Origin of the sequence: Mycobacterium sp. E342 (assembly GCF_001667665.1) — a bacterium.
GTDB lineage: Bacteria > Actinomycetota > Actinomycetes > Mycobacteriales > Mycobacteriaceae > Mycobacterium.
This window is the reverse complement of the sequence record NZ_LZJM01000125.1, coordinates 1-23,703: the sequence shown is the minus strand read 5'-3', so window position 1 is coordinate 23,703 and position 23,703 is coordinate 1. Positions and strand designations below refer to the sequence as shown.

General features: G+C 69.3%; 24 protein-coding genes. 11 read left to right on the top strand and 13 right to left on the bottom strand.

Going from position 1 to position 23,703, the window contains the following annotated elements:
* Window positions 1-15 precede the first annotated feature (15 nt).
* Window positions 16-1,110: an AMP-binding protein gene (locus A5692_RS07890; protein WP_068054310.1), complete on the bottom strand. Its 1,095-nt coding sequence runs from the start codon at window positions 1,108-1,110 to the stop codon at window positions 16-18.
* Between the two features lie 179 nt (window positions 1,111-1,289).
* Here A5692_RS07890 and A5692_RS07885 point away from each other — a divergent pair, with 179 nt between their 5' ends.
* Window positions 1,290-1,724, top strand: a complete 435-nt coding sequence (locus A5692_RS07885) for an SRPBCC family protein (RefSeq protein ID WP_068054307.1) — start codon at window positions 1,290-1,292, stop codon at window positions 1,722-1,724.
* Here the strand turns inward: A5692_RS07885 and A5692_RS07880 are convergent.
* Entirely contained in the window at window positions 1,721-2,683 is a 963-nt protein-coding gene (locus A5692_RS07880) for an oxygenase MpaB family protein (protein ID WP_068054304.1), read from the bottom strand. The genes A5692_RS07885 and A5692_RS07880 overlap by 4 nt on opposite strands.
* A 119-nt stretch (window positions 2,684-2,802) precedes the next feature.
* On the opposite strand from A5692_RS07880, the gene A5692_RS07875 reads away from it, so the two are divergent.
* The 3 genes from A5692_RS07875 (at window position 2,803) to A5692_RS07865 (ending at window position 5,704) form a co-directional block, all read left to right on the top strand.
* Window positions 2,803-3,420: a TetR/AcrR family transcriptional regulator gene (locus A5692_RS07875; protein WP_068054301.1), complete on the top strand. Its 618-nt coding sequence runs from the start codon at window positions 2,803-2,805 to the stop codon at window positions 3,418-3,420.
* 40 nt (window positions 3,421-3,460) lie between these two features.
* Window positions 3,461-4,837 carry an adenylate/guanylate cyclase domain-containing protein gene (locus A5692_RS07870; RefSeq protein ID WP_068054298.1) on the top strand — a complete coding sequence of 459 codons (1,377 nt, stop codon included), beginning with the start codon at window positions 3,461-3,463 and terminating at the stop codon, window positions 4,835-4,837.
* A 120-nt stretch (window positions 4,838-4,957) separates the two neighbouring features.
* A complete protein-coding gene (locus A5692_RS07865) occupies window positions 4,958-5,704 on the top strand; it encodes a methyltransferase domain-containing protein (RefSeq protein WP_068054296.1) in 747 nt (248 codons plus the stop codon).
* Window positions 5,705-5,731: 27 nt separating this feature from the next.
* Here A5692_RS07865 and A5692_RS07860 read toward each other — a convergent pair whose 3' ends face one another.
* Window positions 5,732-6,190: an SRPBCC family protein gene (locus A5692_RS07860; protein WP_068054291.1), complete on the bottom strand. Its 459-nt coding sequence runs from the start codon at window positions 6,188-6,190 to the stop codon at window positions 5,732-5,734.
* 251 nt (window positions 6,191-6,441) lie between these two features.
* Window positions 6,442-7,137, bottom strand: coding sequence for an SDR family oxidoreductase (locus tag A5692_RS07855; protein WP_068054499.1), 696 nt, complete (start codon window positions 7,135-7,137; stop codon window positions 6,442-6,444).
* Between the two features lie 85 nt (window positions 7,138-7,222).
* On the opposite strand from A5692_RS07855, the gene A5692_RS07850 reads away from it, so the two are divergent.
* On the top strand, window positions 7,223-7,819 hold the full coding sequence (locus A5692_RS07850; RefSeq protein WP_304528605.1) for a CGNR zinc finger domain-containing protein: 597 nt from the start codon (window positions 7,223-7,225) through the stop codon (window positions 7,817-7,819).
* Here A5692_RS07850 and A5692_RS07845 read toward each other — a convergent pair.
* The 7 genes from A5692_RS07845 to A5692_RS07820 all read right to left on the bottom strand — a co-directional run bounded on the left by A5692_RS07845 (window position 7,808) and on the right by A5692_RS07820 (window position 13,735).
* The gene (locus A5692_RS07845) at window positions 7,808-8,392 is read right to left on the bottom strand and encodes a bifunctional 2-polyprenyl-6-hydroxyphenol methylase/3-demethylubiquinol 3-O-methyltransferase UbiG (protein ID WP_068054289.1); all 585 of its coding nucleotides are present in this window, start codon (window positions 8,390-8,392) and stop codon (window positions 7,808-7,810) included. The two genes, A5692_RS07850 and A5692_RS07845, sit on opposite strands and share 12 nt — an antisense overlap.
* A 25-nt stretch (window positions 8,393-8,417) precedes the next feature.
* The gene (locus A5692_RS29415) at window positions 8,418-8,582 is read right to left on the bottom strand and encodes a hypothetical protein (protein ID WP_197514391.1); all 165 of its coding nucleotides are present in this window, start codon (window positions 8,580-8,582) and stop codon (window positions 8,418-8,420) included.
* A gap of 143 nt (window positions 8,583-8,725) precedes the next feature.
* Window positions 8,726-9,577, bottom strand: a complete 852-nt coding sequence (locus tag A5692_RS07840) for an SDR family oxidoreductase (RefSeq protein ID WP_068054287.1) — start codon at window positions 9,575-9,577, stop codon at window positions 8,726-8,728.
* Between the two features lie 35 nt (window positions 9,578-9,612).
* Entirely contained in the window at window positions 9,613-10,377 is a 765-nt protein-coding gene (locus tag A5692_RS07835; protein ID WP_068054284.1) for a DUF2127 domain-containing protein, read from the bottom strand.
* Between the two features lie 54 nt (window positions 10,378-10,431).
* A complete protein-coding gene (locus tag A5692_RS07830) occupies window positions 10,432-11,820 on the bottom strand; it encodes an MmgE/PrpD family protein (RefSeq protein WP_082962463.1) in 1,389 nt (462 codons plus the stop codon).
* Between the two features lie 112 nt (window positions 11,821-11,932).
* Window positions 11,933-12,862 carry a LysR family transcriptional regulator gene (locus A5692_RS30230; protein ID WP_068054280.1) on the bottom strand — a complete coding sequence of 310 codons (930 nt, stop codon included), beginning with the start codon at window positions 12,860-12,862 and terminating at the stop codon, window positions 11,933-11,935.
* Between the two features lie 9 nt (window positions 12,863-12,871).
* Window positions 12,872-13,735, bottom strand: a complete 864-nt coding sequence (locus A5692_RS07820) for a helix-turn-helix domain-containing protein (protein WP_068054278.1) — start codon at window positions 13,733-13,735, stop codon at window positions 12,872-12,874.
* Window positions 13,736-13,872: 137 nt separating this feature from the next.
* Here A5692_RS07820 and A5692_RS07815 point away from each other — a divergent pair, with 137 nt between their 5' ends.
* From A5692_RS07815 to A5692_RS28110, 6 genes are all read left to right on the top strand, one after another.
* Complete coding sequence (locus A5692_RS07815) at window positions 13,873-14,289, top strand: nuclear transport factor 2 family protein (RefSeq protein WP_068054276.1); 417 nt, start codon at window positions 13,873-13,875, stop codon at window positions 14,287-14,289.
* Entirely contained in the window at window positions 14,286-15,104 is an 819-nt protein-coding gene (locus A5692_RS07810) for an SDR family NAD(P)-dependent oxidoreductase (RefSeq protein ID WP_068054272.1), read from the top strand. Before A5692_RS07815 ends, A5692_RS07810 begins: the two co-directional genes overlap by 4 nt.
* Before the next feature lie 275 nt (window positions 15,105-15,379).
* Window positions 15,380-16,669, top strand: a complete 1,290-nt coding sequence (locus A5692_RS07805) for a sodium:proton exchanger (protein WP_068054269.1) — start codon at window positions 15,380-15,382, stop codon at window positions 16,667-16,669.
* Between the two features lie 34 nt (window positions 16,670-16,703).
* Entirely contained in the window at window positions 16,704-17,540 is an 837-nt protein-coding gene (locus A5692_RS07800) for an SDR family oxidoreductase (protein ID WP_082962451.1), read from the top strand.
* A 70-nt stretch (window positions 17,541-17,610) separates the two neighbouring features.
* Complete coding sequence (locus tag A5692_RS07795) at window positions 17,611-19,008, top strand: DUF2252 domain-containing protein (RefSeq protein ID WP_068054266.1); 1,398 nt, start codon at window positions 17,611-17,613, stop codon at window positions 19,006-19,008.
* 58 nt (window positions 19,009-19,066) lie between these two features.
* Complete coding sequence (locus A5692_RS28110) at window positions 19,067-20,227, top strand: NDMA-dependent alcohol dehydrogenase (RefSeq protein WP_082962449.1); 1,161 nt, start codon at window positions 19,067-19,069, stop codon at window positions 20,225-20,227.
* On the opposite strand, the gene A5692_RS07780 is transcribed toward A5692_RS28110, so the two are convergent.
* Together A5692_RS07780 and A5692_RS07775 are read right to left on the bottom strand one after the other, a co-directional pair.
* On the bottom strand, window positions 20,108-21,724 hold the full coding sequence (locus tag A5692_RS07780; protein ID WP_068054254.1) for an NAD(P)/FAD-dependent oxidoreductase: 1,617 nt from the start codon (window positions 21,722-21,724) through the stop codon (window positions 20,108-20,110). The two genes, A5692_RS28110 and A5692_RS07780, sit on opposite strands and share 120 nt — an antisense overlap.
* Window positions 21,721-23,520, bottom strand: coding sequence for an NAD(P)/FAD-dependent oxidoreductase (locus A5692_RS07775; RefSeq protein ID WP_068054488.1), 1,800 nt, complete (start codon window positions 23,518-23,520; stop codon window positions 21,721-21,723). Before A5692_RS07775 ends, A5692_RS07780 begins: the two co-directional genes overlap by 4 nt.
* Window positions 23,521-23,703 lie beyond the last annotated feature (183 nt).

The window sequence follows — 23,703 nt, the reverse complement described above, 5'->3', positions numbered from 1 at the left end:
GTTCGACCACCATGGTCAGTACACGCCCTCGATCACGGCCTCGCCCTCGAAGGTGGAAACCGGGCGGACCGCACTGACCGAGTCGCTGAGCGCGCCCGCCGGCCCAGGCTGTCTGACCGCCAGGTCGCGTTCCAGGTTGTTCGGGATGAACATGCCCTTGCTGACGTGGTGCATCACCACTTGCCCGGTCTGCCCGTAGGGCACCCGCTCCCCGGTGTCGGGATCGACCACCCAGAACACCACGTACGGTGTCCGCGGGTCGAACACGAACGCGTCGCTGTCGTCCGTTCGGGTGACCGCTTGGGACAGCACCATCGTGCTGCCGAAGGCCATGGTGATCGTCGTCGCCGGGAAGAGATCGCGGAGCAGGTCGAGGGTGTCCGCGTCCACGTGCGCGCCGCTGAGCAACAGATAGCGAATCTTGTCGTTCAGCAGATCGACCACCCGGTCGTCCCGGGCCATGGCCTCCAGCAGCGGCGGGGTGGTATGCAGGTTCGCGACGTTCTGCGTCCGCAGCACGAACAGGGCCTGCTCGACGACGTGGTCGACGTAGGCCGCGACTTCACCGGCGGCTCCGCGCGCGGCGAGCTTCTTCACCCAACGGGGATCGATGTCGATCGCGTGGAACGTCGCGCCGAGCCGCTCGGAGACCAGCCGCGAGAAATAGCCGACCCCGTGCGGGCCGCTGGGCATCAAGCACAGGAAGCCCTCGCCGCGGCGAAACCCACCGCCGGCGAAGTCCTCGGTCTGCCAGCGCACCACCTGCGCGACCCAATCCGGGAGCTGCGCAGTCCGTTTCGGCGCGCCGGTGGTTCCGCCCGATTCGAACACCTGGGGCACCGGACGCGGTTCGCCGTAACCGCGCGGGATGAGGTCCTCCACCGGCACCTCGCGCAATTCGTTGACGAGATTGGGAAACAGCCGCAGATCGGCGAAGGTGTTGACGTCGGTCAACGGATCGAAGTCCAACGTCGCGGCGGTCCGCAACCAGAACGCGGAACCGGTGTCCTCGCCGAAGTGCCACGCGATCGCCGCGCGAAGATAGGCCTCGGGATCCTCGACCGGGTCCGATCTCGGAACGTCCAACAACGAGAAGTCGATAGCGGCCATATCAACAGATCCTGGCCCATCGTCAACCACTCGCCAAGCGCCCGCCGCCGTATTGGCTTACTTCGCATGGAATTTCGGCGCCATGTACCCGCCGTTCACTTCCGGCCCGGTCGTGCCGCGGTCCCCGGGGAAGCGCTATGTTCTGTGCACCGAGACACGGCGGACAGCAGGGAGTGCGAATGATCGAGTTCACCCTCACCCGGACCTCCACGGCGCCGATCGAGACCGTGTTCGACGCCATGACCGACCACTGCCGGATCGCGGACTGTACGTGGGCAATCCGGCGCAGCACGCTCGACCGCGAGGGAACCCCCGCCCCCAACGGTGTCGGCGCGATCAGACGCCTGGAGGCGATCGGACCCCCGTTCGTCGAAGAGATCATCGAGTATGAGCGACCCACCCGCTACGCGTACAAGATGCTCTCCGGCGCACCGACCCGGGATCACATCGGCACGGTGCAGCTGCGCGAAACAGAGACGGGGACCGAGGTCAGCTGGCACCTGCGGTCGACGTTGAAGATTCCCGGCGTTGACCGGCTGATGCTGCCGGTGTTCAAGAAGGTCATCGACGAGCTGCTCAAAGGCGGCATTGCCGCCGCCGAACGGAGCAGCTAAACCGCGCGGTTGTGCAGACGGCGCGGGTCGACGCCCGAGCGCCGCCACGCCCTGGCCGCCCAGGGCGTGTAGATCGCCCCGACGGGCAGCCGGTTGATCAGCGGGTTGAGCGCGCGCACGGCGGCGGCGAACCGCTGAAAACGCTTCTCCCTCTTCGCGTCCCACTCCAGCCGGCAAACCTCGCGCATCTGCTGCGGCATGGTCCCGACCAGGACAAGGCGGGTGTAGGCGTTGAGTGGCGCCGACACCACCTTCCACACCGGCTTCGGGATCCAGCGCGGACCGGGGATTCCCTTGCGAATGTAGCCGGTGCCGTACAAGACGGTCTTGTGCGGGACGAACCGCTCGAGCATCTCGTCCCAGTAGGCGAGGAATTCGTCGTAGGTCTGCGGCTGGCCGCGGTCGCTGACCCCGTAGAGGCGGTACCACACCTTGCCCTCGTCGAAGATCTGCGCCTTCTCCGCGTGGGACAGCCGGCGGATGAACGTGTCGGTGGTGTAGATGACCTGGTCGACGAAGGTCGCGTGCGCCCAGTAGAACAGCTCCGGGTTGAGTGCGTGATATCTCGAGCCGTCGCTGATCGTCCCCTTGATCGTCTTGTGGAAGTCCCGCACCTTGCGGCCCCACTCGCGGGGTTCGTCGGAGTAGACGGTCTTCATCAGCGGCGGCGCGGTTCGCTTGGCCCGGCCCAACATGTCGCTGAAGATCACCGAGTGGTCGAGCACGCCCTGGGCGAGCTGTTCGATGCAGTTCTCGACGCCGGCCGTGCGCTGGAACCCGAAGAACTGGGTGCGGTTGTCGCCGTAAAACTTCCAGATCAACGACTCGGGTCCCAGCCGCGCGAGGTCGTCGGCCTCGCCCGCGGGCCCGTCGACCGGCATGGGCACCGCCTCGCGGACGCCGGTGTCGAACCGCGCGCCCGCGGTCGAACTGGTCAATTCGTCGTTCCGGGCCGTCATGCTCCCCTCCCTGCGGTTTCGCACCCGCGACGCGCTTGCGAAGCGATGACACAAAACCGTATCTTTGTGTCACAAAGCCTAGCAAGCGGGCGCCGAAGTTGCAGTGGGGGTCGTGATCCATGCCGAACCACAGCCTCCCCCGCAAGCGGGCGGTGCCCCCAGGCGGCACTCTCGGCGAGATCACCGACCTCGACCGCACCATCCTGGACACCGCGCGCGCGGTGTTCGAGACGTATGGCGTGCGACGGGCCAACATCGAAGACGTCGCGGCGCGCGCGGGGGTCAGCCGCAGCACCATCTACCGTCGGTTTCCGACCAAGGACGACCTGTTCGGCCACGTGGTGCGGCGCGAGGCCGAACAGTTCTTCACCACGCTGGACCGGGCGACCACCGGCTGCGACCCGCAGCAGGCCGTGATCGAGGCGTTCGCCCTCGGGGTGCGCCTGGTCCACGATTCCCCGCTGTACTCCCGGATCGCCGACAGCGAACCCGAACTGCTGGGCATGTTCTCCCGATCGCAGGCCTTCCCCATCGGCCAGTTCGCCGACGGCATCGCCCACACCCTGCGCCGGTGCGGGGCCGACATCCCCGACCGCGACCTGACCAACATCGCCGACATCCTGCTGCGCGTCGCCCTGGGCATCATCGTGTTTCCCACCGACCGGCTCGACACGTCGGATCCCGCGGCCGTCCGCGAATACGCCGCCCGCTATCTGGTCCCGATCATCCGCCGCTGACTCGCTATGGCATGTCGGTGACCTGCACTAGCCTGAAGACGTGGCTGGGGGTGTTGCGGCTCCACGGACCCGGTACGCCAGTTGCGGCGAGATCGACATCGCCTACCAGGTGTTCGGTGATGGACCGATCGACCTGCTCGTGCTGCCGGGGCCGTTAATCCCGATCGACTGCGTCGACCTCGAGCCGTCGATGTACCGGTTCCACCGGCGGCTCGCGTCGTTCTGCCGGGTGATCCGCTTCGACCAGCGCGGCATCGGCCTGTCGTCGCGAGTCGCGTCGCTGGACATGCTCGGCCCGGAATCGTGGGCCCAGGACGCGATCGCGGTCATGAACGCGGCGGGATGCGAGCGCGCCACGATCTTCGCCCCCGGTTTCACGTCGTTGGCCGGTGTGGTTCTCGCGACCGATCATTCCGAGCGGGTGAACAGCCTGGTGATCGCCAACGGCGCGGCGCGCACGCTGCGCGGTCCGGATTACCCGATCGGCTCCGACCTCGACGACGCCGATCGCTTCACGACGGTCGGGATGGAACCGGACGCCGTCGAGCAGGGGTTCGACATGCTCCGGATCATCGCGCCCTCCGTGGCGAGTGACGCCGCATTCCGCGCCTGGTGGGACATGGCCGGCAACCGGGCCGCATCACCGAGCATGGCCCGCGCCTTCATCAACAGGATCCGGGAGGGCGATGTCCGCGACCGGCTCCCTCGTGTCGCCGTGCCGACACTGATCCTGCATCGCGACAACCCCGACTTCAGCCCCGTCGGGCACGCACACTATCTGGCTGAACACATCCCGGGGTCACGCCTCATCGAACTGCCGGGCCGGGACGCCCTGTACTGGGTCGGCGACACCGCCCCCGTCCTCGATGAGATCGAGGAGTTCATCACCGGGGTGCGCGGCGTCTCCGACGCCGAACGCCTGCTCACCACGATCGTGTTCACCGACATCGTCGGCTCCACCGAGCGAGCCGCGCTGCTCGGCGACCACCGGTGGCGAGACCTCCTCGACAACCACGACACCCTCGTGCGCCACCAGCTGCAGCGGTTCGGCGGCCGTGAAGTCAACACGGCCGGCGACGGATTCGTCGCCACCTTCACCAGCCCGAGCGCCGCCATCGCCTGCGCCGACTCCCTCACCGACGCGGTCCGGGTGCTCGGTATCGAGGTGCGGGTGGGCATTCACGCGGGCGAGGTGGAGGTGCGCGGCAACGACGTCGCCGGCATGGCCGTGCATATCGGCGCGCGGGTGGCGGCACTGGCCGGGCCCGGCGAAGTGCTGGTGTCGTCCACGGTGCGCGACATCGTCACCGGCTCGCGGCACCGTTTCGGCGACCGCGGCGAGGCCGCCCTCAAGGGCGTGCCGGGCCAGTGGCGGCTGTACTCGCTGCAGCGCGAGCACGCGATCGTCCGGCGGTAGCCGCGCGCCGGCCCGCTAGCCTGTTTAATGGCTGCCATCGGGGCTCAACCGACTCCGGTCTCCCCGGCCTGCCGACCGAGTTCCGGGGCGCAGCTTGGTTTTTCACGCGAAGGAGCACACATGACCGACGTGCACGTCTCGTTACCCCCGGCGCTGCGGCGAGCGCTGGAGCTGCTCGCGGATCCGCCGGCGGATCCCGACGTCAGCAAGGGGTACCTCGATCTGCTCGGCGGCGAATCCGCCGGGGGCGGTGACGTCGCGAAGAACACCGGGCCGATCCAGGCGGCCTGGGCGTCACCGATCGGGTCGATGCTCTACGACAACGCCCAGGCCCTGTCGCGGCGGTTGATCAGCGCCTGGCAAACCCCCCTCGAGTGGTTGAACATCCCCCCGGGCGGCGTCGCGCTGGACGTTGGGTCGGGCCCCGGCAACGTCACCGCGTCGCTGGCGCGCGCGGCCGGCCCGGACGGGCTGGCCCTGGGGGTCGACATCTCCGAGGCCATGCTCGCGCGCGCCGTCCGCAACGAAGCGGGGCCGCAGGTCGGCTTCATCAAGGCCGACGCGCAACGCCTTCCGTTGCGCGACGACACGGTGGACGCCGTCGTCTCGACGGCCGTGCTGCAGTTGGTTCCGAACCCGGCGGCGGCCCTGGGCGAGATGGCGCGGGTGCTGCGGCCCGGCGGCAGGCTGGCCGTCATGGTGCCCACCGTCGGCCCGGCCGCCCGGTTCTTCCAGAAGCTGCCCAACGTCGGGGCGCACGTTTTCGACGACGACGAGATCGCCGACATCCTGGAAGACCACGGGTTCGTCAGCGTGCGGGTGAAGAACTTCGGCACCGTGCAGTGGGTGCGCGGTAAGAACGGCTGACTCAGCCGCTGGTCGGCCTTGCTCTCCCTAGTCGGGCGCTTGGGCGACCATGGCGAGCCGGTCCATGGATTCGCGCAACATGTCCGGCGTCGTCGCGCGGGCGCGCTCGAGGCGGGTCGGGTCGGCCAGCGCCGTCCAATCGTAGGTGTGGGTCACCGTGGTGAGTTCGGCGTTTACCGGGCTGAGCTCCCAGCGCCACAGGTGACCGGGCGGCTGCTTCCTGGGTTCGGCTGGGCACCAAGCGATCTTGCTGGCTTCGACGAATTCCACGACGTGGTTCTCCCGCACGGCCCCGTTCGTCAGTGTCGTCTTGAACACGTCACCGACCGCGCGGACCCGCTGCCCCGGAGCCGAGGAGGCGAGGTTGTTGTTGCCGTCCCAGCTCGGCTGGCGCGCCGGATCGGCGATCAGTTCGAAGATCCGCGCGGCGCTGGCCGCGATGACGCGCGTCGCGCTCACGATGCGTTCGGCTTCCGTGTCGGTCATGTCGCTATCCAAACACGCCGGCCGCCGGCCCCGCCTCGCCCCGTGGTGACCTTAGGCCGAAGCATTGGGGACCTTCGGCCGTCGAAGCCGGGGCCGGCGCGGTGCGACCGTAGGGATGCCGGGGCAACCCGGTGGTCTGCCCGAAGTGCAGCAAGCCCATTTTTGGGCGAGGCCATCCGCAAGGGCCTGATTGACCCACCGTCTTAAGACGGGGATCTGCCTTCGGGCAGACCTTCATGCGTGCGGGCGGTTCACGGCATCCGGGGCAGCGCCTCGACCGGTCCGGACAACGCCGCCTTGACGTGGCGGGTGTCGTCGTCGGCCAGCACCTCGGCGTCGTCGTGTTCGATGCCGTCGGCGATCGCGCGCGCCACCTGCCGCGGGTCGTTCTTCGGGGCGTCGAAGCCGGTCGTCATGTCGGTGTCGGTGAAGCTGAGGTGCGCCGCGACCACCAGGGTGCCCTGCTTCTCGAGTTCGATGCGCAGCGAATTAGTCGCCGACCACAGCGCCGCCTTGGAGTCTCCGTACCCGCCGGAGCCGGGCATCCAGGACAGGATCGACGCGATGTCGACCAGGGCCCCACCACCGTTGCCGGCCAGGATCGGCGCGAACGCCTTCGCGACCCGCAGCGCCCCGAAATAGTTCGTCTCGAACACCGCCCGCACCTCGTCGATGTCGCTGTCGAGCAACGACCGCGCCCCCAGCACACCGGCGTTGTTGATGACGATGTCGGCATCTGGAGCCGCAGCGGCCAGCGCCGCGACCGATTCCGGCTTGGTGACATCGAGCTCAACGCTGACCAACCGGGAATCCGTACTGGGTTGTGGCGACCGCGCCGTGGCGTATACCTTGGCTGCGCCGCGCGCCAACAGCTCGTCCACGATCGCCTTGCCGAGTCCGCGCTGTCCGCCGGTGACCACCACCGTCGACCCCTTGATGTTGACCATGACCTTCACTCCGTGACGTAGGTATTCATGCTTTGGTTCTGTCAATGTAATTGCGGGCTGCGACATAGTCAAGTATCTTTTAGGTATGTCTGGTGCATGGTCTGCGTCACAGCGGTACGGCCTCACCCCCGCCCCGGGAGGCCTGGCCCTGGTCCAGGACTTCCTCAACACGAGGGGAATCGCGGGCTACGGCCCGGACCTGCTTGCCGACACCGCACTCGCCCGCGACTGGGTGGCGGAGGCGGTGCGGGCCTGGTCGGCCGCCCGGGGCGTGGACCTGTCACCGCCGACGTTCGACGACGGGGACCTGGTCAAGCTGCGAGCGTTGCGGGGCACGCTCGATTCGCTGGTGGCCGGCGAGGCGCCCATCGGACGAAGCACCGTGACGGCATCCCTCGCGGTGTCCGGCGACGGTGCGGTGCGGTTGGAGCCCAGCGGGACCGGCTGGCGCTGGCTCGCCTCGGCGCTGTGGGCCGAGATCCTGCTGAGCCAGCAGGCCGGCACCTGGCGGCGTGTCAAGCAGTGCCACAACCACCGCTGTGGGTCGACGTTCTACGACCGCTCCAAGAACAACAGCGGGGTGTGGCACGACGTCAAGACGTGTGGCAACGCCGCCAACCTGCGCGCCTCGCGGGCCCGCCGGCGTGAACGTGAAACGGGCTCAGCGGTTTCACCACAGTAGGCGGTATCGGTAGTAGAGGCCGCGCCGGATGACGGCCCCCGGTATGACGTCCGCGGCGACGCGGCGGATCTCGCGCAGGCTTTCTCGGGGCGCGGCGACCGTCAGGCCGATGTCGCGGGTCTCTCGGTGCAGCAGCGAGCCGGCACGCACCGCCGGCGTACACATCGCGGCCCAGGCCCAGTCGGCGACGGTCTTGTTGGCCGACAGGCCGATGACGGCGAGTCCTCCCGCGGGCCTGAGCATTTCACGCGCTTTGAGCAGGGTCTCGCGCAGCGGCAGGTGATGCAGGCTCGCCACGAAGGTGATGAGGTCGAACGAATGCGGATCCGCCTCGAACGCTTCGAACCGCGCGACTCGCACCGACACGTTGTCGGCGGCCCGCACTCGATCCGCCGCCCGCCCGACCGCGGACGGGTCGGCATCGATGCCGACAACGCTGCGCGAGACCGCGGCCAACCGCTGGGCCAACAGTCCCTCGCCGCAGCCCACGTCCAGGACATCGCCGCGGTGCCGCGCGGCGATCTTGACCAGCCACCCGTGATAGGCGGTGTTGTGGTTCCAGTAGTCGGCCATGACGCGGGTCAAGGGCCCGGTGCCGTCAGCAGCGCTCCATGCCCGGTCGCATGAGCGTCACGGTGGGGCGGGCACGGCGTGGGCCGCCGCGCAGCACGGCCTGCAACGCGTCACAGGCGCGCGCCTTGATCGGCGTCACCACATCGAGATTGGTAGGGCTCCGGCTGATCCAGGACGGCAGTGTTGCCACGGTTTCGATCCTTCTCTGTTCGGCCTGTGCGCCGACTCATTGAATTGCACCGGGCCCGCTTTACCGATGCGCCGCGCCGGGGTAAACGCCGCGAAAAGCCGCATTGTGGCGCGACGCACATCGTCCGGCACCCGGGCCGCGCGTCACAGGCTCCTCGAACTCCTGAACCGTCGCAGGTAGCCCGGTAGGCCGCGCGCGGGCGGCGGTTTGGGCCAGTCGTCGGCGCGGAAATACGCGTCGGTCCCGCCGTCGACGAAGATCACGCTGCCGCAGAGGAATTCGGCCGACTCGGACAGCATGAAACACATCCAGTCGGCCATGTGCCGCGCCTGGCCGAAGCCACCGACCGGGACCGGGAACGAGCGAACGGCCTTGGCCTGCCGGGGCGTCGCCAGCTGTTCTTCCAGCAACGGCGTCATGATGGCTCCGGGCGCCAGGGCATTCAAGCGCACTCCCGTGCCCGCCCATTCCGGCAGCACCGCGTGGCGCCGCACCCAACGACCCACGGCGATCTTCGACGCCGCATACATCATGGTCGGCGCGGCCGGGCCGAACGGCCGCACCGATCGCAGCGCCTTGTCGCCATCGTGCGCGAGGAAGGCCTTGACCGCCCGCGCCGGGACGAGGGGCACCGTCGTCGCCGAGTTGCTGGCCACGACCACGACTTTCGCGTGTTCGGCCGCGGCCAGCGCCGGCCGCCAGGCGACCAGCGGCTCGACGACGCCGAAGAAGTTGACCTGGCCGATCTGCCGCAGCCGCTCTCGACCGGGGCTGGGCCCGAGGCCGGCGGCCAGGACCGCACCGTCGAGCTTGCCGCCCGCGGCCGCCAGCACCCCGTCGGCGGCCCGCTTGCGCCCGTCCGGCGTCGACAAGTCCGCGACGATATCGGCGTCTTTGATGTCGACGCCGATCACGGTGTGCCCGTCGGCCTTGAGCCGCTGCACGGTCTCGTGACCCATCCCGGAAGCCGACCCGGTGACCGCATAAGTGCCCATCGCTTTGTTCTTACCAGTCGCGGCCCGGTCCGGCGTCAGGTTCCGGCGGCGGCCTTCTCGACGTCGAGCAGCTGCTCGCCGCGCCGTTCCTCGTCGTAGGCGGCGCGGCCGCCCCGCAGGCCGAACAGACGCTTGGAGAACAACAGGTAGACGACGGCGGCCACGTTGATGGCGAAGGTGACCGCCCGGGTCATCGTGATGCCCTTGAACAGGTCGTGAACCTCCAGCGGCAGGAACACCGAGGTGGCGATCACCGCGAAGTACTCGCCCCAGCGCTTCAGCAACCACAGGCCGACGCCTTCGACGACCTCCAGCAGCGCGTAGGCGGCCAGCATCAAGGTCAGCAGGGCCAGGGTGGACGGCTTGGCGGCGAGCGCCTTCTCCAGTTCGTGCACGATCGTCATCTGATCGACCTTGAATCCGGCGGCGCGGAAGATCGGCAGGTCGCGTTCGAGGGTGGCCTGGATGGCACCGCGTGCGCCGCGAAACTTCCACACCGCGTACGCGGCGAGCGCGATCACCACCGCCCGGAACAGGCGCTCTACCGCCAGGGTTCGGATGATGATGGCCTGACGTAAAGCCTTGCCGCGCATGATCATCGGCGCGTCTTCGGCGCGTCCCCGCCCGTGGGGGCGGCCCACCGTGAATTCACCGCAGCGCAGGCAGCGCCAGACTTCGCCCAGTGCGGTGGTGCCGCTCAGCCGGGCGGCGAGGTCCTGCTCGTCGGGGGCGTAGGTGGCGTGGCCCGCGACCGCGCAGGTGACCAACTCCCACCGATTGCCGCCCTGATGTTTGCGCATGGCCGATCATCGCACCGCCGGAAGCGGGCCATGCAAGGGGGCGCGCCCGGCAGGTCAGAACCGGGGCTTGGTGCGCGGCCGTTGCGCGACGGGGCTCGCCGCGCCCAGCAGGGCGGCGAGGTCGGCGACGGGGATTTCGTCGAGGTGATCGACCGCTGCGATGATTTCGGCGCGCAGCGCTTCGTCGCAGAAGGGTCCGGCCAGCCATTCGAACTTGTCCGCGACGCGTTCCCACGACATGGGCCGAGTCGGGGAACCCTCGTAATCGGCTTGTTCGCGGGACAATTCCCGTCCGTCGCGGGTCACCAGGTGCACCCGCGCCGCCGTGCGTTGCGGATAGTCGGCGGTCAGGTCGGCGGCGGGTTTGACGTCGACACGCGTCAACAACTCCTGGACGTCGTCGCGCAGGACCCGGTCGGTTTCCAGCTGTTCGGGGCCAACCCCGCCGTCGAGCAGCGCCACCGCACTGAGGTATTTGAGGTTGTAGTCGGCCTGCTCCTTGGTGCGGGGGTCGTCCTTGCCGCCGTAGGCTCCCCCGCCGGCGAAGTCGTATGCGCCCTGGAAGACCTCGAGCGTCACCCGCGCGACGTCCGCACCGCGCAGGTCGTTTTCGGTGCGCAGGGCCAAGATCGCGTCGATGACCACCTGCCCGTGGATCAGGGAGCAGTACTGCTTGAGGTAGGTCTGCTCCACGCAGGTGAGCCGCCGGTCGCCGGTCGCCAGGTCGATGGGCTGGTCGAACAGCTGCACCAGGCCGTGCGGGCCCTCGAACAACGACTTCGGCCCGGTGACGCCGCGGGCGGCGAGCATGGTCGCATAGACGGCGCGCATGCCGGTGATCGCCGGCGAGATGCCCTTCCAATTCGAGACCGGTTCGGCGTGCACCGTCGCCAACGACACGTTGTCGGTCGCGGCGGCCGCGATCGCGTTGGCGGTTTGCTCGACGCTCAGTCCCAGCAGCTTCGCCGCGGCGGCCGCGACCGAGATCGACAGCTGCAACGCGTGATTGAGGCCGCGCGCCATCACCGGCACCTGGGAGCTGAACCGGCATTGCACCTCGTAGGCGACCGCCAGCGCCAACAGGAAGTCGGCTCCGCCGGCGCCCGTGTGCTCGGCGACGGCCAGCACGGCACCGAAGTTGTCGGCGGGATGGCACAGGCCTCCGACCGTCAGATAGGTGTCGAGCAGATCGGGATAGCGCACCAGCACCGCGTTGAAGAACGCCGCCTGGTCCACCGATGCCCGTCCGCCGCCCACCAAGGTGGCGGTGGGGACGCCGCTGAACTGGCCGGTGTGGTCGCGGATCGTCGCGACGAGCTCGCCGTCCAGGGAGCCGACCGCGCAGGCGATGCTGTCGAGGATGTTGCGCTTCATCAGCGTGCGCGGCCGTCCCGCCAGGTCGGTCGGCCGCGCGCCGACGACGAATTCGGCCAGCTCGTCCACGACGTGGTTGTGTGCCATGACTTTTCGCCTCCCGGACTGCGTTACCTTCACCCAAGCGCAGCGCCGGGCCGCCGTCCAGGACCGCTCTGTTACCAGTGGTCGATGCGACTTCTCACCGCAGGTGAGGGTCGTCGGACGGCGCCCACCACGGCCCGGCGGGAGGGGCCGGCCAGTCACGGGTACGCGCGACCGCCAGCAGCGCTTCCACGGCGTCGCGCACCCCGGCGCGGTCGTCGTCCCGGCGGTGCAGCAGCGACCACGTCCACAGCGGCACCGGTTCGGCGACGGGACGCTGACCCAGGCTGGGCGGGAGGGCCGCGGTGTGGCGTTTCGGTGACGCGAGCACGGCCGCGCCGATCCTGCGCACGTGGGCGTAGAACGCGTCACCGGTGATGCCGCCGTCCTCGATGGGCACGATGCGGGCGCCGGTGGCGGCGGCGAACTCCTTGGCGTATCGATTCCACGATGACCATGCCGACTCGTCCGCGTCGACGAGCACGCTGACCCGTTGCGCTACAACGGGTTCCGTCGAACTGAGGCCCGGGACGACGGCGTGCAGCGGCTCGGTCCGCAGCAGGTGCGCCGTCAGACCGCGCTCCTCGGCCTGGCCCGCGGTCACCCACGCCAGCGCGATGTCGAGGGTGCCCTCGGCCACCCGGTCGGCCTGGGCGTGCGAGGGCAGCACCCAGTCGTCGAGCCGCAGGTCCGCCGCGCTCCCCAGCAGGGTGGTGATGTCGTCGGGAAGCCAGCTGACGTAGCCCAGGCGCACCGGTGTGCTGCGCACGGCCGCCCGCCGCAGGCGGGCCTTGGCGTCGTCGGCCAGCGACAGGATCCGGCGCGCGTCCGGAAGGAGGGTGCGTCCGGCCTCCGTCAGCCGGACGCTGCGCCGGTCCCGCACGAACAGGTCGGCGCCCAGCTCGCGCTCCAGCGCGATGATCTGTTGCGACAGGGCCGGTCCGGAGATGTGCACGCGTTGCGCGGCCCGGCCGAAGTGCAGCTCCTCTGCGACGGCCACGAAGTAGCGCAACTGCCGCAGTTCCATAGGCGGAGCCTAGACCGCTTGGCCGACGCTATCCGGTCGAGGCGGGGGCAGGCCGATCGCCGCCGTTTCGTCGGTCAACTGCTTGCCGATGGCCCGGATCTGCCGCGCCGACAACGGGCACAGTGGGTGCACGGCCACCATCAGGGCGACGTGTCGTTGGTCGAAAACCGGTGCGGCGATGGTCACCACGGGTTGCTTGCGGCGACCCGGGTTGTCGTCGGAGAGGAACCCGATGGTGGTGAACTCGTCGAGCAACTGATCCACGATGTGACGCACCGGCGTGGGCATCTCAGCGCTGTGCAGCGTGCCGACCACCTGCACGGCCTGGGCGAGCGCGGGCGTGGTCCAGTCGACGTCGAAACCCCGCTCGCGGGTGTGCTCCAGCACCCGTTCCAGGCGCCGGGTGCGATCCGGGTTGTTGCCCGCTCCGCGGCGGATCCACGCGCGTTGTTCCTCCTCGTCGTCCCAGGCGGCGAGCGCCACCCCGAAGGGCGGGGCGTACGGGATGCGATCGCCGGGGATTCCGGACGGTGGGGTGGCGGGCCGGCCTTCAAATGCGGTGACCACCAACGAATCCCCGAATCGCTCGACCACGGAGCAGCCGTAGCCGACCTGCCGCGACAATCGCAGGGCCGCGGAACGGGCCGCATGCGCGAGCGGCCGGGCGGTGTCCGTGCGCGCCGCCACGACGGCCAGTGCGGGGCCCAGCGTGAACGTCTTGGCGACCGGATCGCGGCTGGCCCACCCCCGGTCGCACAGCGTCTTGAGGATGGCGTGCGCGGTCGCCTGCGTGAGATCGAGCTCGCGCACGATGTCGGAGAACCGCAGCCGCGCGTTTGAAGACCGGGCCAGGAGCTCGACGACGTCGAGCACCCGGGCGGTCGGTGCAGACGTCGATCCCCGAATGGCTTGACTCCCCTGCCGCACGCTTTAGAGTGAGACGAACATTCGAGAGTCTATATCGACTATTCGAGAAAGTAACGTTTTGCGCGCTGCGGTGAAGACCTGCCATGACCGAACGTGATGACCGCCAGGACATCTCCGAATTGCTGGTGCGTTACGCCAGCGGGATCGACCGGCGCGACTGGCCGCTGTTTCGCACGGTGTTCACCGCGGACTGCCAGCTCGACTACGGCGTGATCGGGTCGTGGACGGGCGTCGACGCCGTCACGGACTTCATGGCTCAGGTGCACGCTTTGGCGGGACACACGCTGCATCGCCTGACCAACCTGGCGATCACGGTCGACGGCGACACGGCGACGGCGCGCACCTATATCGACGGACTGATCCTGGCCGCCGACAACGACTCCGGCGTCAATGCGATCGGCTTCTACGACGACGAGATCGTGCGCACCCCCGACGGGTGGCGCATCGCTCGCCGGCGCTACACCCAGGTGCGCCTGACGACCGTCGGGGGCGCCGGATGACGTTCGCAGCCAAATACGGGCCGTGGGCGCTGGTGGCCGGGGCCTCGGATGGGGTGGGCGCGGCGTTCGCCCGCGGGCTCGCCGAGCGGGGCGTCAACGTCGTGCTCATCGCCCGCCGGCAAGCCGTCCTCGAGGACGTCGCGGCCAGGATCCGCGACGACACGTCGGCGTCCACGCGGACCCTCGCCATCGATCTCGCCGAACCGGGTGCGGCGGCGGCGGTCGCCGCGGCGACCGCCGACCTCGAGGTCGGCTTCCTCGCCTACTGCGCGGGCGCCGACCCGAACTTCGAGCCGTTTCTCGCCAACCCGATCGAAGCCGCCGAGGCGATGGTGCGACGCAACTGCATGGTGCCGATGCAGCTGTGCCACCACTTCGCCGCCGCCATGGTCGAGCGGGGGCGTGGCGGGATCGTGCTGTTCGGGTCGGGCGCCGGCCTGGCCGGCGGGGCCAACATGGTGGCCTACGGCGCGTCGAAGGCGTTCGACATGGTCTTCGCCGAGGCGCTGTGGGCCGAGTTGCACGACAAGGGCGTCGACGTCCTGGGCCTCATCCTGGGCAAGACCGATACGCCCGCCCTGCGGCAACTCGAACACAGCCGCGGGCAGATCGGTTCGCTCGACGAGGTGCCGCCGGGCGCGGCCGCCGTGGCGGACGTCATCGCCGAGGCCTTCGAGAACCTGGGCAACGGACCGACCCTGATGGTCGGCGACATGATGCGCGCCGCCGAACCGATGTTGGCCTCGCTAACCCGCAACCAAGCCGTCGAACTGTTCGCCCAAGCCGCGGCCGCCGCCATGGGGCCGGGGAAATAGCGGGAACCTCCCCCGCCTGCGGCCCGTCGTACTGCGTAGGGACCTGATTCCGGACCCAGAGGTTTGCCAAACTTCGGAATCGGGGCTGCCTAACTTTTCGCCGGCGCCGTCCTGGCCAGCAAAGATGATTGCCAGCGCCGAGCCATCTCGAGCGGTCGACCACGTTGCTGGCGACGGGCTGCGCGGGTAACTTGGGTAGGCGGTTCGGCATGGCAAACCTAACCTCACTACGTCGGTACAGTGCCGGTACAGTCGCCACCCCTCCGTATCGAAGGATGACGATGCTCGCCACAGACAGGCCCGCCGCGGTCTCCACGGCAGAACGCTCCCGGCGTCGCACCCTGACCCGGTCCGGACTGATCACCGCGGCGTTCGTCGCACCGGCGCTGGTGCTCCGCGTCGCCGGGCTGCACCCCGACCCGGTCCTCGCCCTCATCATCTTCGGGGCCGCGGTGGTGTCGGCCAGCTTCCTGCTGGCCTGGGCGGCCGAAGCCGCGCAGATCGATGTCTCCGGCGGGATGGCCACGGCGGTGCTGGCGCTGATCGCGGTGCTGCCCGAGTACGCCGTCGACCTGTATTACGCCTACGTGTCCGGCCACAACGCGGATTACACCCAATACGCCGCCGCCAACATGACCGGGTCCAACCGGCTGCTGATGGGCCTCGGTTGGCCCGTCGTCGTACTGGTCAGCATCGTGGTGGCGCGCAAGGCCGGCGACGCGAAGGCCACCGGCTTGGCGCTCCAACCGACCAATCGCGTCGAACTCGGGTTCCTGCTGATCGCCGGCGTCATCGCGTTCGCGATACCGGCAAGCGGCCAAATCCACTTCGGCCTGGGCCTGGCGCTGTTGGCCTGGTTCGGGTTCTACCTCTACAAAGTGAGCCACGGCGATGTGGAGGAGCCCGACCTGATCGGGACCGCCGCCGCCCTTGGGGAGCTGCCCGACCGCGGGCGGCGCATCGTCGTGGTCGGCCTCTTCCTGGCCTCCGGCGCGGTGATCCTGTTGTGCGCGAAGCCGTTCGCGGACAACCTGGTCGCCGCGGGCACCGAGCTCGGCATCGACCGCTTCCTGCTGGTTCAATGGCTCGCCCCCCTCGCTTCCGAGGCCCCGGAGTTCATCGTCGCGACCATCTTCGCCACCCGGGGCAAGGGCACGGCGGCCATCGCCACCCTGATCTCCTCCAAGGTCAACCAGTGGACGCTGCTGATCGGGTCGCTGCCGCTCGCCCACCTGCTGGGCGGCGGCGGATTCTCCCTACAGCTCGACCAGCGTCAGGTGGAGGAAGTGTTGCTCACGGCCACCCAAACCATGATGGGGGTGGCGCTGTTGTTGGCGCTGCGGTTCCACCGTGCCGCGGCGGGCACGCTGTTGGGCCTGTTCGTCGTGCAGTTCCCCATCGCCTCGACCCATGGCCGGCTGCTGCTCTGCGGCGCCTACACCGCGGTGGCCGTCGTCGCCCTGACCCGAAACCGCCGGCACCTGGCGGCCACCGTGCGGGCGCCGTTCTTCGGTACGGCGATCCGCCACAGCGGCCATCCCCACCATCAGGTGCCCGACCCCTAACTGCCCGCGGCCGCCCGCCGTATACCGTCCAGATATGAATCGAGTGTCGGTGATCACGGGCGGCGCGGGCGGCATGGGCCTGGCCACGGCCAAAGTCGTCGGACGAGACCACACCGTCGTCCTGTGCGACGTCAGGCGGGACCGGCTCGCCGCGGCGGCCGCCGCCCTCGACGAACTCGGAATGACGCACACCGCCGTCGACTGCGACGTGACCGATCGGCGGGCGCTCGCCGACCTGCTCGACACCGCAACCAATCTCGGGACGCTCGCCTCGGTCATCCACACGGCGGGCGTGAGCCCCAGCATGGGCACGGCCGACTATGTGATGCGGACCAACGCGCTCGGCACGCTCAACGTCAACGAGGCGTTCTACGCGGTGGCCGGCGAGGGCTCGGCGATCGTCAACGTGGCATCGATGGCCGCACACCTACTGCCCGCGGAAATGGTTCCGGTGGACCGGTTTTCGCTGGCGCTGAGCGACGTCGACGAGTTCATGGCCGCGATGATGACGACCTGCGACATCGCGCCCGAGGAGGCGCGGCCCGGCCTCGCCTACGCCGTCAGCAAGAGCTTCGTGAAGTGGTACAGCCAGTCGCAGGCGGAGAGGTTCAATGCCCGCGGGTTGCGCATCGTCTCGGTGTCGCCGGGCTCCATCGACACCGAGATGGGCCGGCTCGAGGAACAAGCCGGCGCCGGAGCGATGGTCACCAACGCCGCCGTCCCGAGGTGGGGCCGGCCCGAGGAGATGGCCGACCTGCTGGCGTTCTGCGCCGGCGACAAGGCGGGCTACCTCACCGGCACCGACATCCTCAACGACGGTGGCGTGATCGCCTCGATGGCCGAGCGGGCCAGGGTGGCCGCCGCGGGCTGATCGCGACGACGTGACTCGCGGGCAGTCGAAAGCGCGCCGCGGCCGCGGCACGGCTACCTATGCTGAGCGGATGCCGCAACGGGTGCTGCGTGAACGCCTGATCGATCTCGAGGTCCCGGACCAGGACGAGGCGCGCGGCCGCGCGCTGCGCAAGACCGTGCCGCGTCGCACGCTCGCGGAGCTGACACCATCGCAGAAGTCGGCCACCGAAATCCTGGTGGCCCAAAACGCCGGGCGGCTGCCCGAACTCGTCCCGCTGCGGTTCGCCCGCATGCTCGCCGACCCGTTCTCGTTCTACCGCGGTTCGGCCGCCGTGATGGCCGCCGACCTGGGCGCCAGCCCGTCGAGCGGGATCGAAGTGATGTGTTGCGGCGACGCCCACGTGTCCAACTTCGGCATGTACGCGGCGCCGCACCGCTCAATAGTGTTCGACCTCAACGACTTCGACGAGGCCGCGGTCGCCCCGGCGGAATGGGACGTCAAGCGCCTGATCACCAGCGCGATCGTCGGCGGGCGCCACGCGGGGTATCCCGCCAAGGCCATCCGCCGCTGCGTCGGGCAGGCGTTACTCGGCTACCAAACCAGCCTGCAGGCGATGCTCGCGATGGACGTGCTGGACCGCTACTACCTGCGGGTGGAACCGGAGCGGCATGCCGGCACCGTGTCCAAGGGCCTGCTCGGCGTGATCCAGAAGACGACGTCCCGGGCGCGCAGCCGGACGTCGGCGCGGGTCTTCAAGCAGCTCACCGAAGTCGGCGCCGACGGGACGCCACGGCTCCGGGAGGCGCCACCGGTTCTGCAGCACGTCGACGAGGACGCCGAAGCCGTGCTGATGGACTCGATTCAGGAATACCTGTCCACCGTTCCCGCCGACATCGCGCTGCTGCTGTCGCACTTTCGCGTCACCGACGTGGCGTTGCGGGTGGTCGGCGTCGGCAGCGTGGGAACCCGGTGTTTCCTGGTGATCCTGGTGGGTCCCAACGGCACTCCGCTCATCCTGCAGATCAAGGAGGCGACCCGGTCGGTGCTCGACGAATACGGCGGCTGGCCTCAACCGGCCATGCTGGGCGCGGCCGTCGAGGCCAAGGGGCAGGGCATGCGCGTCGTCGACGGCCAGCGGATCCTGCAGGCGATGTCGGACGTGTTCCTCGGGCCAACCCGCAAGGACGGGCGCGACTACTACGTCCGGCAGTTCCACGACATGAAGGGCACCATCGACACCGAGGGCATGGCGTCCTCCACGTTCAGCGACTACGTCGCCGCCTGCGCGGTGCTGTTGGCACGGGCGCACTCGCAGAGCGCCAATGCCTCGTTGCTGCGCGGGTACGTCGGCACCAGCGACATCGTGTCGGCCGCGGTGGCCGAGTGGTGTTACGCCTACGCCGACAAATCGCTCGACGATTTCCACCAATTGGAGGCCGCGGCCGCGGCCGGCGACATCGAGGTCGCCGCGGATCCCGCCCGGTAACGCGGACCGCCCGTCCCGGCTCCAGTCAACTCATTCGGCAGAAAGGCGGCAGCAGTCGATGCGAAGCCGCGCGGCCATCCTCTACGAGTACGGCCACCCGTGGACGGTCGAGGAGTTCGAGCTGGATCCGCCGAAGGCGGGCGAGGTCATGGTGCGGCTGGCGGCCACCGGGCTCTGCCACTCCGACGAACACATCCGTCAGGGGAAGCTGGCTGCGCCGCCGGAAACGTTGCGCGCCCTGGGATTACCCGCCATGTCACCGACGATCGGTGGGCACGAGGGCTCCGGCGTGGTGGTCGACGTCGGGCCGGGCGTCGCCGGGTTCGCACCGGGTGACCACGTGGTGACCTCCTTCGTCGCGGTGTGCGGCCGGTGCCGGTGGTGCGCCTCCGGGATGGAGTACCTGTGCGACACGGGTTCGGGAACGTTGGCGCCGGGCATGCCGACGGACGGCACCTTCCGCCATCACACCGTCGACGGGCGCAACCTCGGCCACGTGTCCAAGATCGGCGCGTTCGCCGAACATACTGTGGTGGCGGCCAATTCGCTGGTGAAGATCGATTCCGGCCTTCCCCTGCTGCCCGCCGCTCTGCTGGCCTGCGCGGTCCCCACCGGGTATGGGTCGGCCGCCCGGCGGGCCGGCGTGCGCGGCGGTGACACCGTGGTGGTGATCGGCACCGGCGGGATCGGCACCGCGGCCGTCCAGGGCGCGCGCATCAACGGCGCGGCCCGGATCGTCGCGGTCGACGTCAGCGACTTCAAGCGCACCTCCGCCCAGACGTTCGGCGCAACCCACACCGCGGCGACGGCTGCGGACGCGGTCGAGCTGGTCCGCGACCTGACCCGCGGTGTGATGGCGGATGCGGTGGTGGTCTCTCCCGCCGTGATCGGCGAGGCCGACGTCGGGGCCGCGCTTGCGCTCACCCGCAAGGGCGGCACCTGCGTGCTGACCGGGCTGCCGTCGCCGGCGTTGGGGTCGATCGCCATCGCGCTGCAGGACTTCATCCTGATGAACAAGACGTTGTGCGGCACCGTCTTCGGCTCATGCAACCCCAAGGGTGACATCGCGCTGCTGGCCACGTTGTACGAGTCGGGTCGGCTACTCCTCGACGAGATGATCACCAAGCGCTATCGGCTCGACGACATCAACGACGCCTACGCCGACCTGACCGCCGGCCGCCTGATCCGCGGGGTCATCGACTTCGGCCTGGGACAGTAGCCAGTCCTGCGGCCGCAGGCGCCACGTGCGCCGGGCGTACTCCAGCTCGGTGTAGGGCCACTGGGTGACGATGCGGCCGGTGGGCGAGCGGAAGTAGCTGTCGCACCGGGTCCAGATGGTGCGCTCCAGGTCGGCGGAAAGTTGGTCGTTGTATCGCTTTTCGGCCTCGGGGCGCACGTCGAGGTAGCCGCCCCTGCGTGCGATCCGGCTGACCGCGCTGGCGACGAGTCGCGCACCCGCCTCGAGGATGTAGACGATCGAGTTTCCGCCCTGGTTGGTGTTGGGGCCATACAGCATGAAGAAGTTCGGGAAGCCGCTGACCGCGACGCCCAGGTACGCGCTCGGATCGTCGCCCCACCGCTCGTGCAGCCGGCGTCCACCGAGGCCGATGACGTCGATGCCGGGCAGATAGTGCGACGTCTCGAACCCGGTGGCCAGCACGATCGCGTCCACGTCGACCGCGCGCCCCGCCGAGGTGAGCACCGACGATCCGTCGATGCGCTCGATGGGGTCGGTGACCAACTCGACGTTGTCGCGCTGCAGCGCCCGGTAGAAATCGTCGCCCAGCAACACCCGCTTGCAGCGGAACGGGTAGCCGGGCGTCAATGCCCGGCGCAGCCGCTCGTCGGCGACGGTGCGCTCCAGAAAGGACGTCGCGACGTGCGTGCGCGCGTCGATGACCGGGTCGTCGGCGAAGGTTGCGGTGTTGTCGTGCTGGAATTTCCAGATCTGCCAGCGGGTGCGGCGAGCGGCCAGCGGGTTGCGCCGGAACCGCGCCAACTCCGTTGCGGTGTAGGGGCGGTCGTCCTTGGGCACCATCCACGGCGGCGTGCGTTGGAAGACGCTCACAAGGTCGGCGATCTTGGCCAGTTCGGGGACGGCCTGCACCCCGCTGGCGCCGGTGCCGATGACGGCCACCCTCTTGCCGGCCAGGTCGATCCCGTGATCCCAGTGCGCGGTGTGCATGAGCGTGCCGGTGAAATCGGCCAGTCCCGGAATGTCGGGAAGCCTTGGGGAGCCGAACAACCCGACGGCGCACACGACGACGTCGACGGTCAGGGTGGATTCGCGCCCCGCCCGGTCCAGCCGGCAGTGCCACGCCGCGCCGTTCCAGCGGACCGAGCGCGCCCGGGTGCCCAGCACGAGGTGTCGGCGCAGGTCGAAGTCGTCGGCGACCGACTCGAGATAGGCCAGGATCTCGGGCTGCCGCGCGTAGGTGCGGGTCCAGGATTTGTTGGGCGCGAACGAGAACGAATAGAGGTGGCTCTGGATGTCGCACGCGGCACCGGGATAGGTGTTGCGCCGCCAGGTGCCGCCTACCCCGTCGTCGGCCTCGATGATCACCAGGTCGTCGATGCCGGCCCGGCGCAGCGCGACGGCGGCGGCCAGCCCACCGAAGCCGGCACCGATGATCGCCACCTTGGGCGGGCGCCCGCGGCGGGTGGCGGCCCGCAGCCGGCCGAGGCCGTAGCGCCACCGGGCCTGCCGGCTGGTCACCGTCGCGCCTCGCCGCCGCGAATCAGGTAGCCGTCCAGGCCACCGTCGGCCCGCCACTCGCGCAGCAGGTCGGCGTACTCCGTGGGCGCGCCGAAGAAGAAGCTGCCTTGCCGGGTCTTGGTGTCCGCCTTGCCCTCCCGGTTGTAGTAGCCGGGTGTGCACGTTTGTGCGCGCTCGGCGCTGGCGGCCGACCGGGTGACCACCGTGTCGACCCAGGCGGATTCGGCGGCGGGAGCGGCCTCCACTTCGCTGACCCCGTGCTCGAGCGCCCACGCGATGATCCACGCGGCGTGGGTGGCCTGCACGTCCAGCAGGTAGGGGAAGTTCACCGTCAGGCCCGCCTGCGCGATGCTCTCGATGAAGCAGTTCGGGAACTTCGTCGTGCACAGCCCCTGAAAGGTGCGCACCCCGTCACGCCAGTGTTCGGTCAGTGACACCCCGTCGCGGCCGATCAGCTCGAAGCCGGTGCGCCGGCAGTAGTCGGTGCCGACCTCGAAACCCGTTGCGAAGACGAGGCAGTCGAGCTCGTAGGGCACGCCGTCGACCACCACACCCGACTCGGTGATGCGCTGCACGCCACGCCCGCGGGTGTCGACCAGGGTGACGTTGTCGCGGTTGAACGTCTGCAGGTACTCGTCGTGGAAGCAGGGGCGTTTGCAGAAGTACCCGTACCACGGCTTGAGCGCCTCCGCGGTCGCCGGATCGGCGACGATGCCCGCGACCCGCGCCCGGATCTCCTCCATCTTGGCGAAGTCCGCGATCTCGATGTCGCGGCCGCGTTGCGCCGGGTCGACGACGCCGTCACCGTCGTGGCGCATCACCGGAAGCTTGCGCGTGATGCTCGTCCAGGCGTCGTCGACCAGGTCTTCGTCGGCCTGGCCGCCGGCGGTGAGGATCTGGAAGTTCTCGATCCGCCTGCGCTGCCATCCCGGCCGTAATGTGCCGGCCCACAGGGGATCGGTGGCGCGGTTGGCCCGCACGTCCACCGATGACGGCGTGCGCTGGAAGACGTGGAGCCGCCGGGCCGCCCGGGCGAGGTGCGGGACGCATTGGATCGCCGTGGCCCCGGTACCGATGATCCCGACGCGCTTGTCGGCGAGGTGCTCCAGGTTCTCCCCGGTGTAGGCGTAGTCCCACCGGCTGGTGTGGAACGCGTGGCCGCGAAACGTGCCGAGGCCCTCGATGCCGGGCAGCTTGGGTTTGGCCTGGTAGCCGTTGGCCATGGACACGAACCGGGCCCGCATGTCGTCGCCGCGGTCGGTGCGGATGATCCAGCGCGATTCTTCAGCATTCCAACGCATTTCGCGTACATCGGTGCGCAGGCACGCGTCGCGATAGAGGTCGTAGTGCCGGGCGATCCGCTGACAATGGGCGAAGATCTCCGCCCCCTTGGCATACTTTTCGGTCGGCAGGTAGCCGAGTTCCTCCAGCAGCGGCATGTACACGTAGGACTCGACGTCACAGGCGATTCCCGGGTACCGGTTCCAGTACCACGTCCCGCCCACGTCGGCCGCCCTGTCGATCAGCCGCACGCTGCCGACACCGAGCTGACGCAGCCGCGCCCCCGTCAACAGCCCGCCGAACCCGGCGCCGATGATGGCCACGTCGACCTCGTCGGTCAGCGGCTCGCGGTCGAAAGTCCCGTCCGTCCAAGGGTCTTCGGCGAAGCGGGCGAAAGCCCCGGCCGTCTCCACGTACTGCGCGATGCCGTCCGGGCGCAGACGGCGGGCGCGCTCTTCGGCGTACTTGCGTCGCAGCGCGTCGACGTCGAACCCCACGCCAACGGTTTCAGTCACGGACACGATCCTCTCGCGCGCCCGACTATATAATCAATCGCTTGATCACATCAAGGGTCGTGGCGCAGCTTTCGGCGCCGGCCTGCAGCCACTGCAGGCCCCGGGCCGAGCAACGTTCCCCGGATCAATTTCTTGGCCGCGTCCAGCGCGGCGTGATAGTCCCGGGGCGGCGACGTGGCCGCC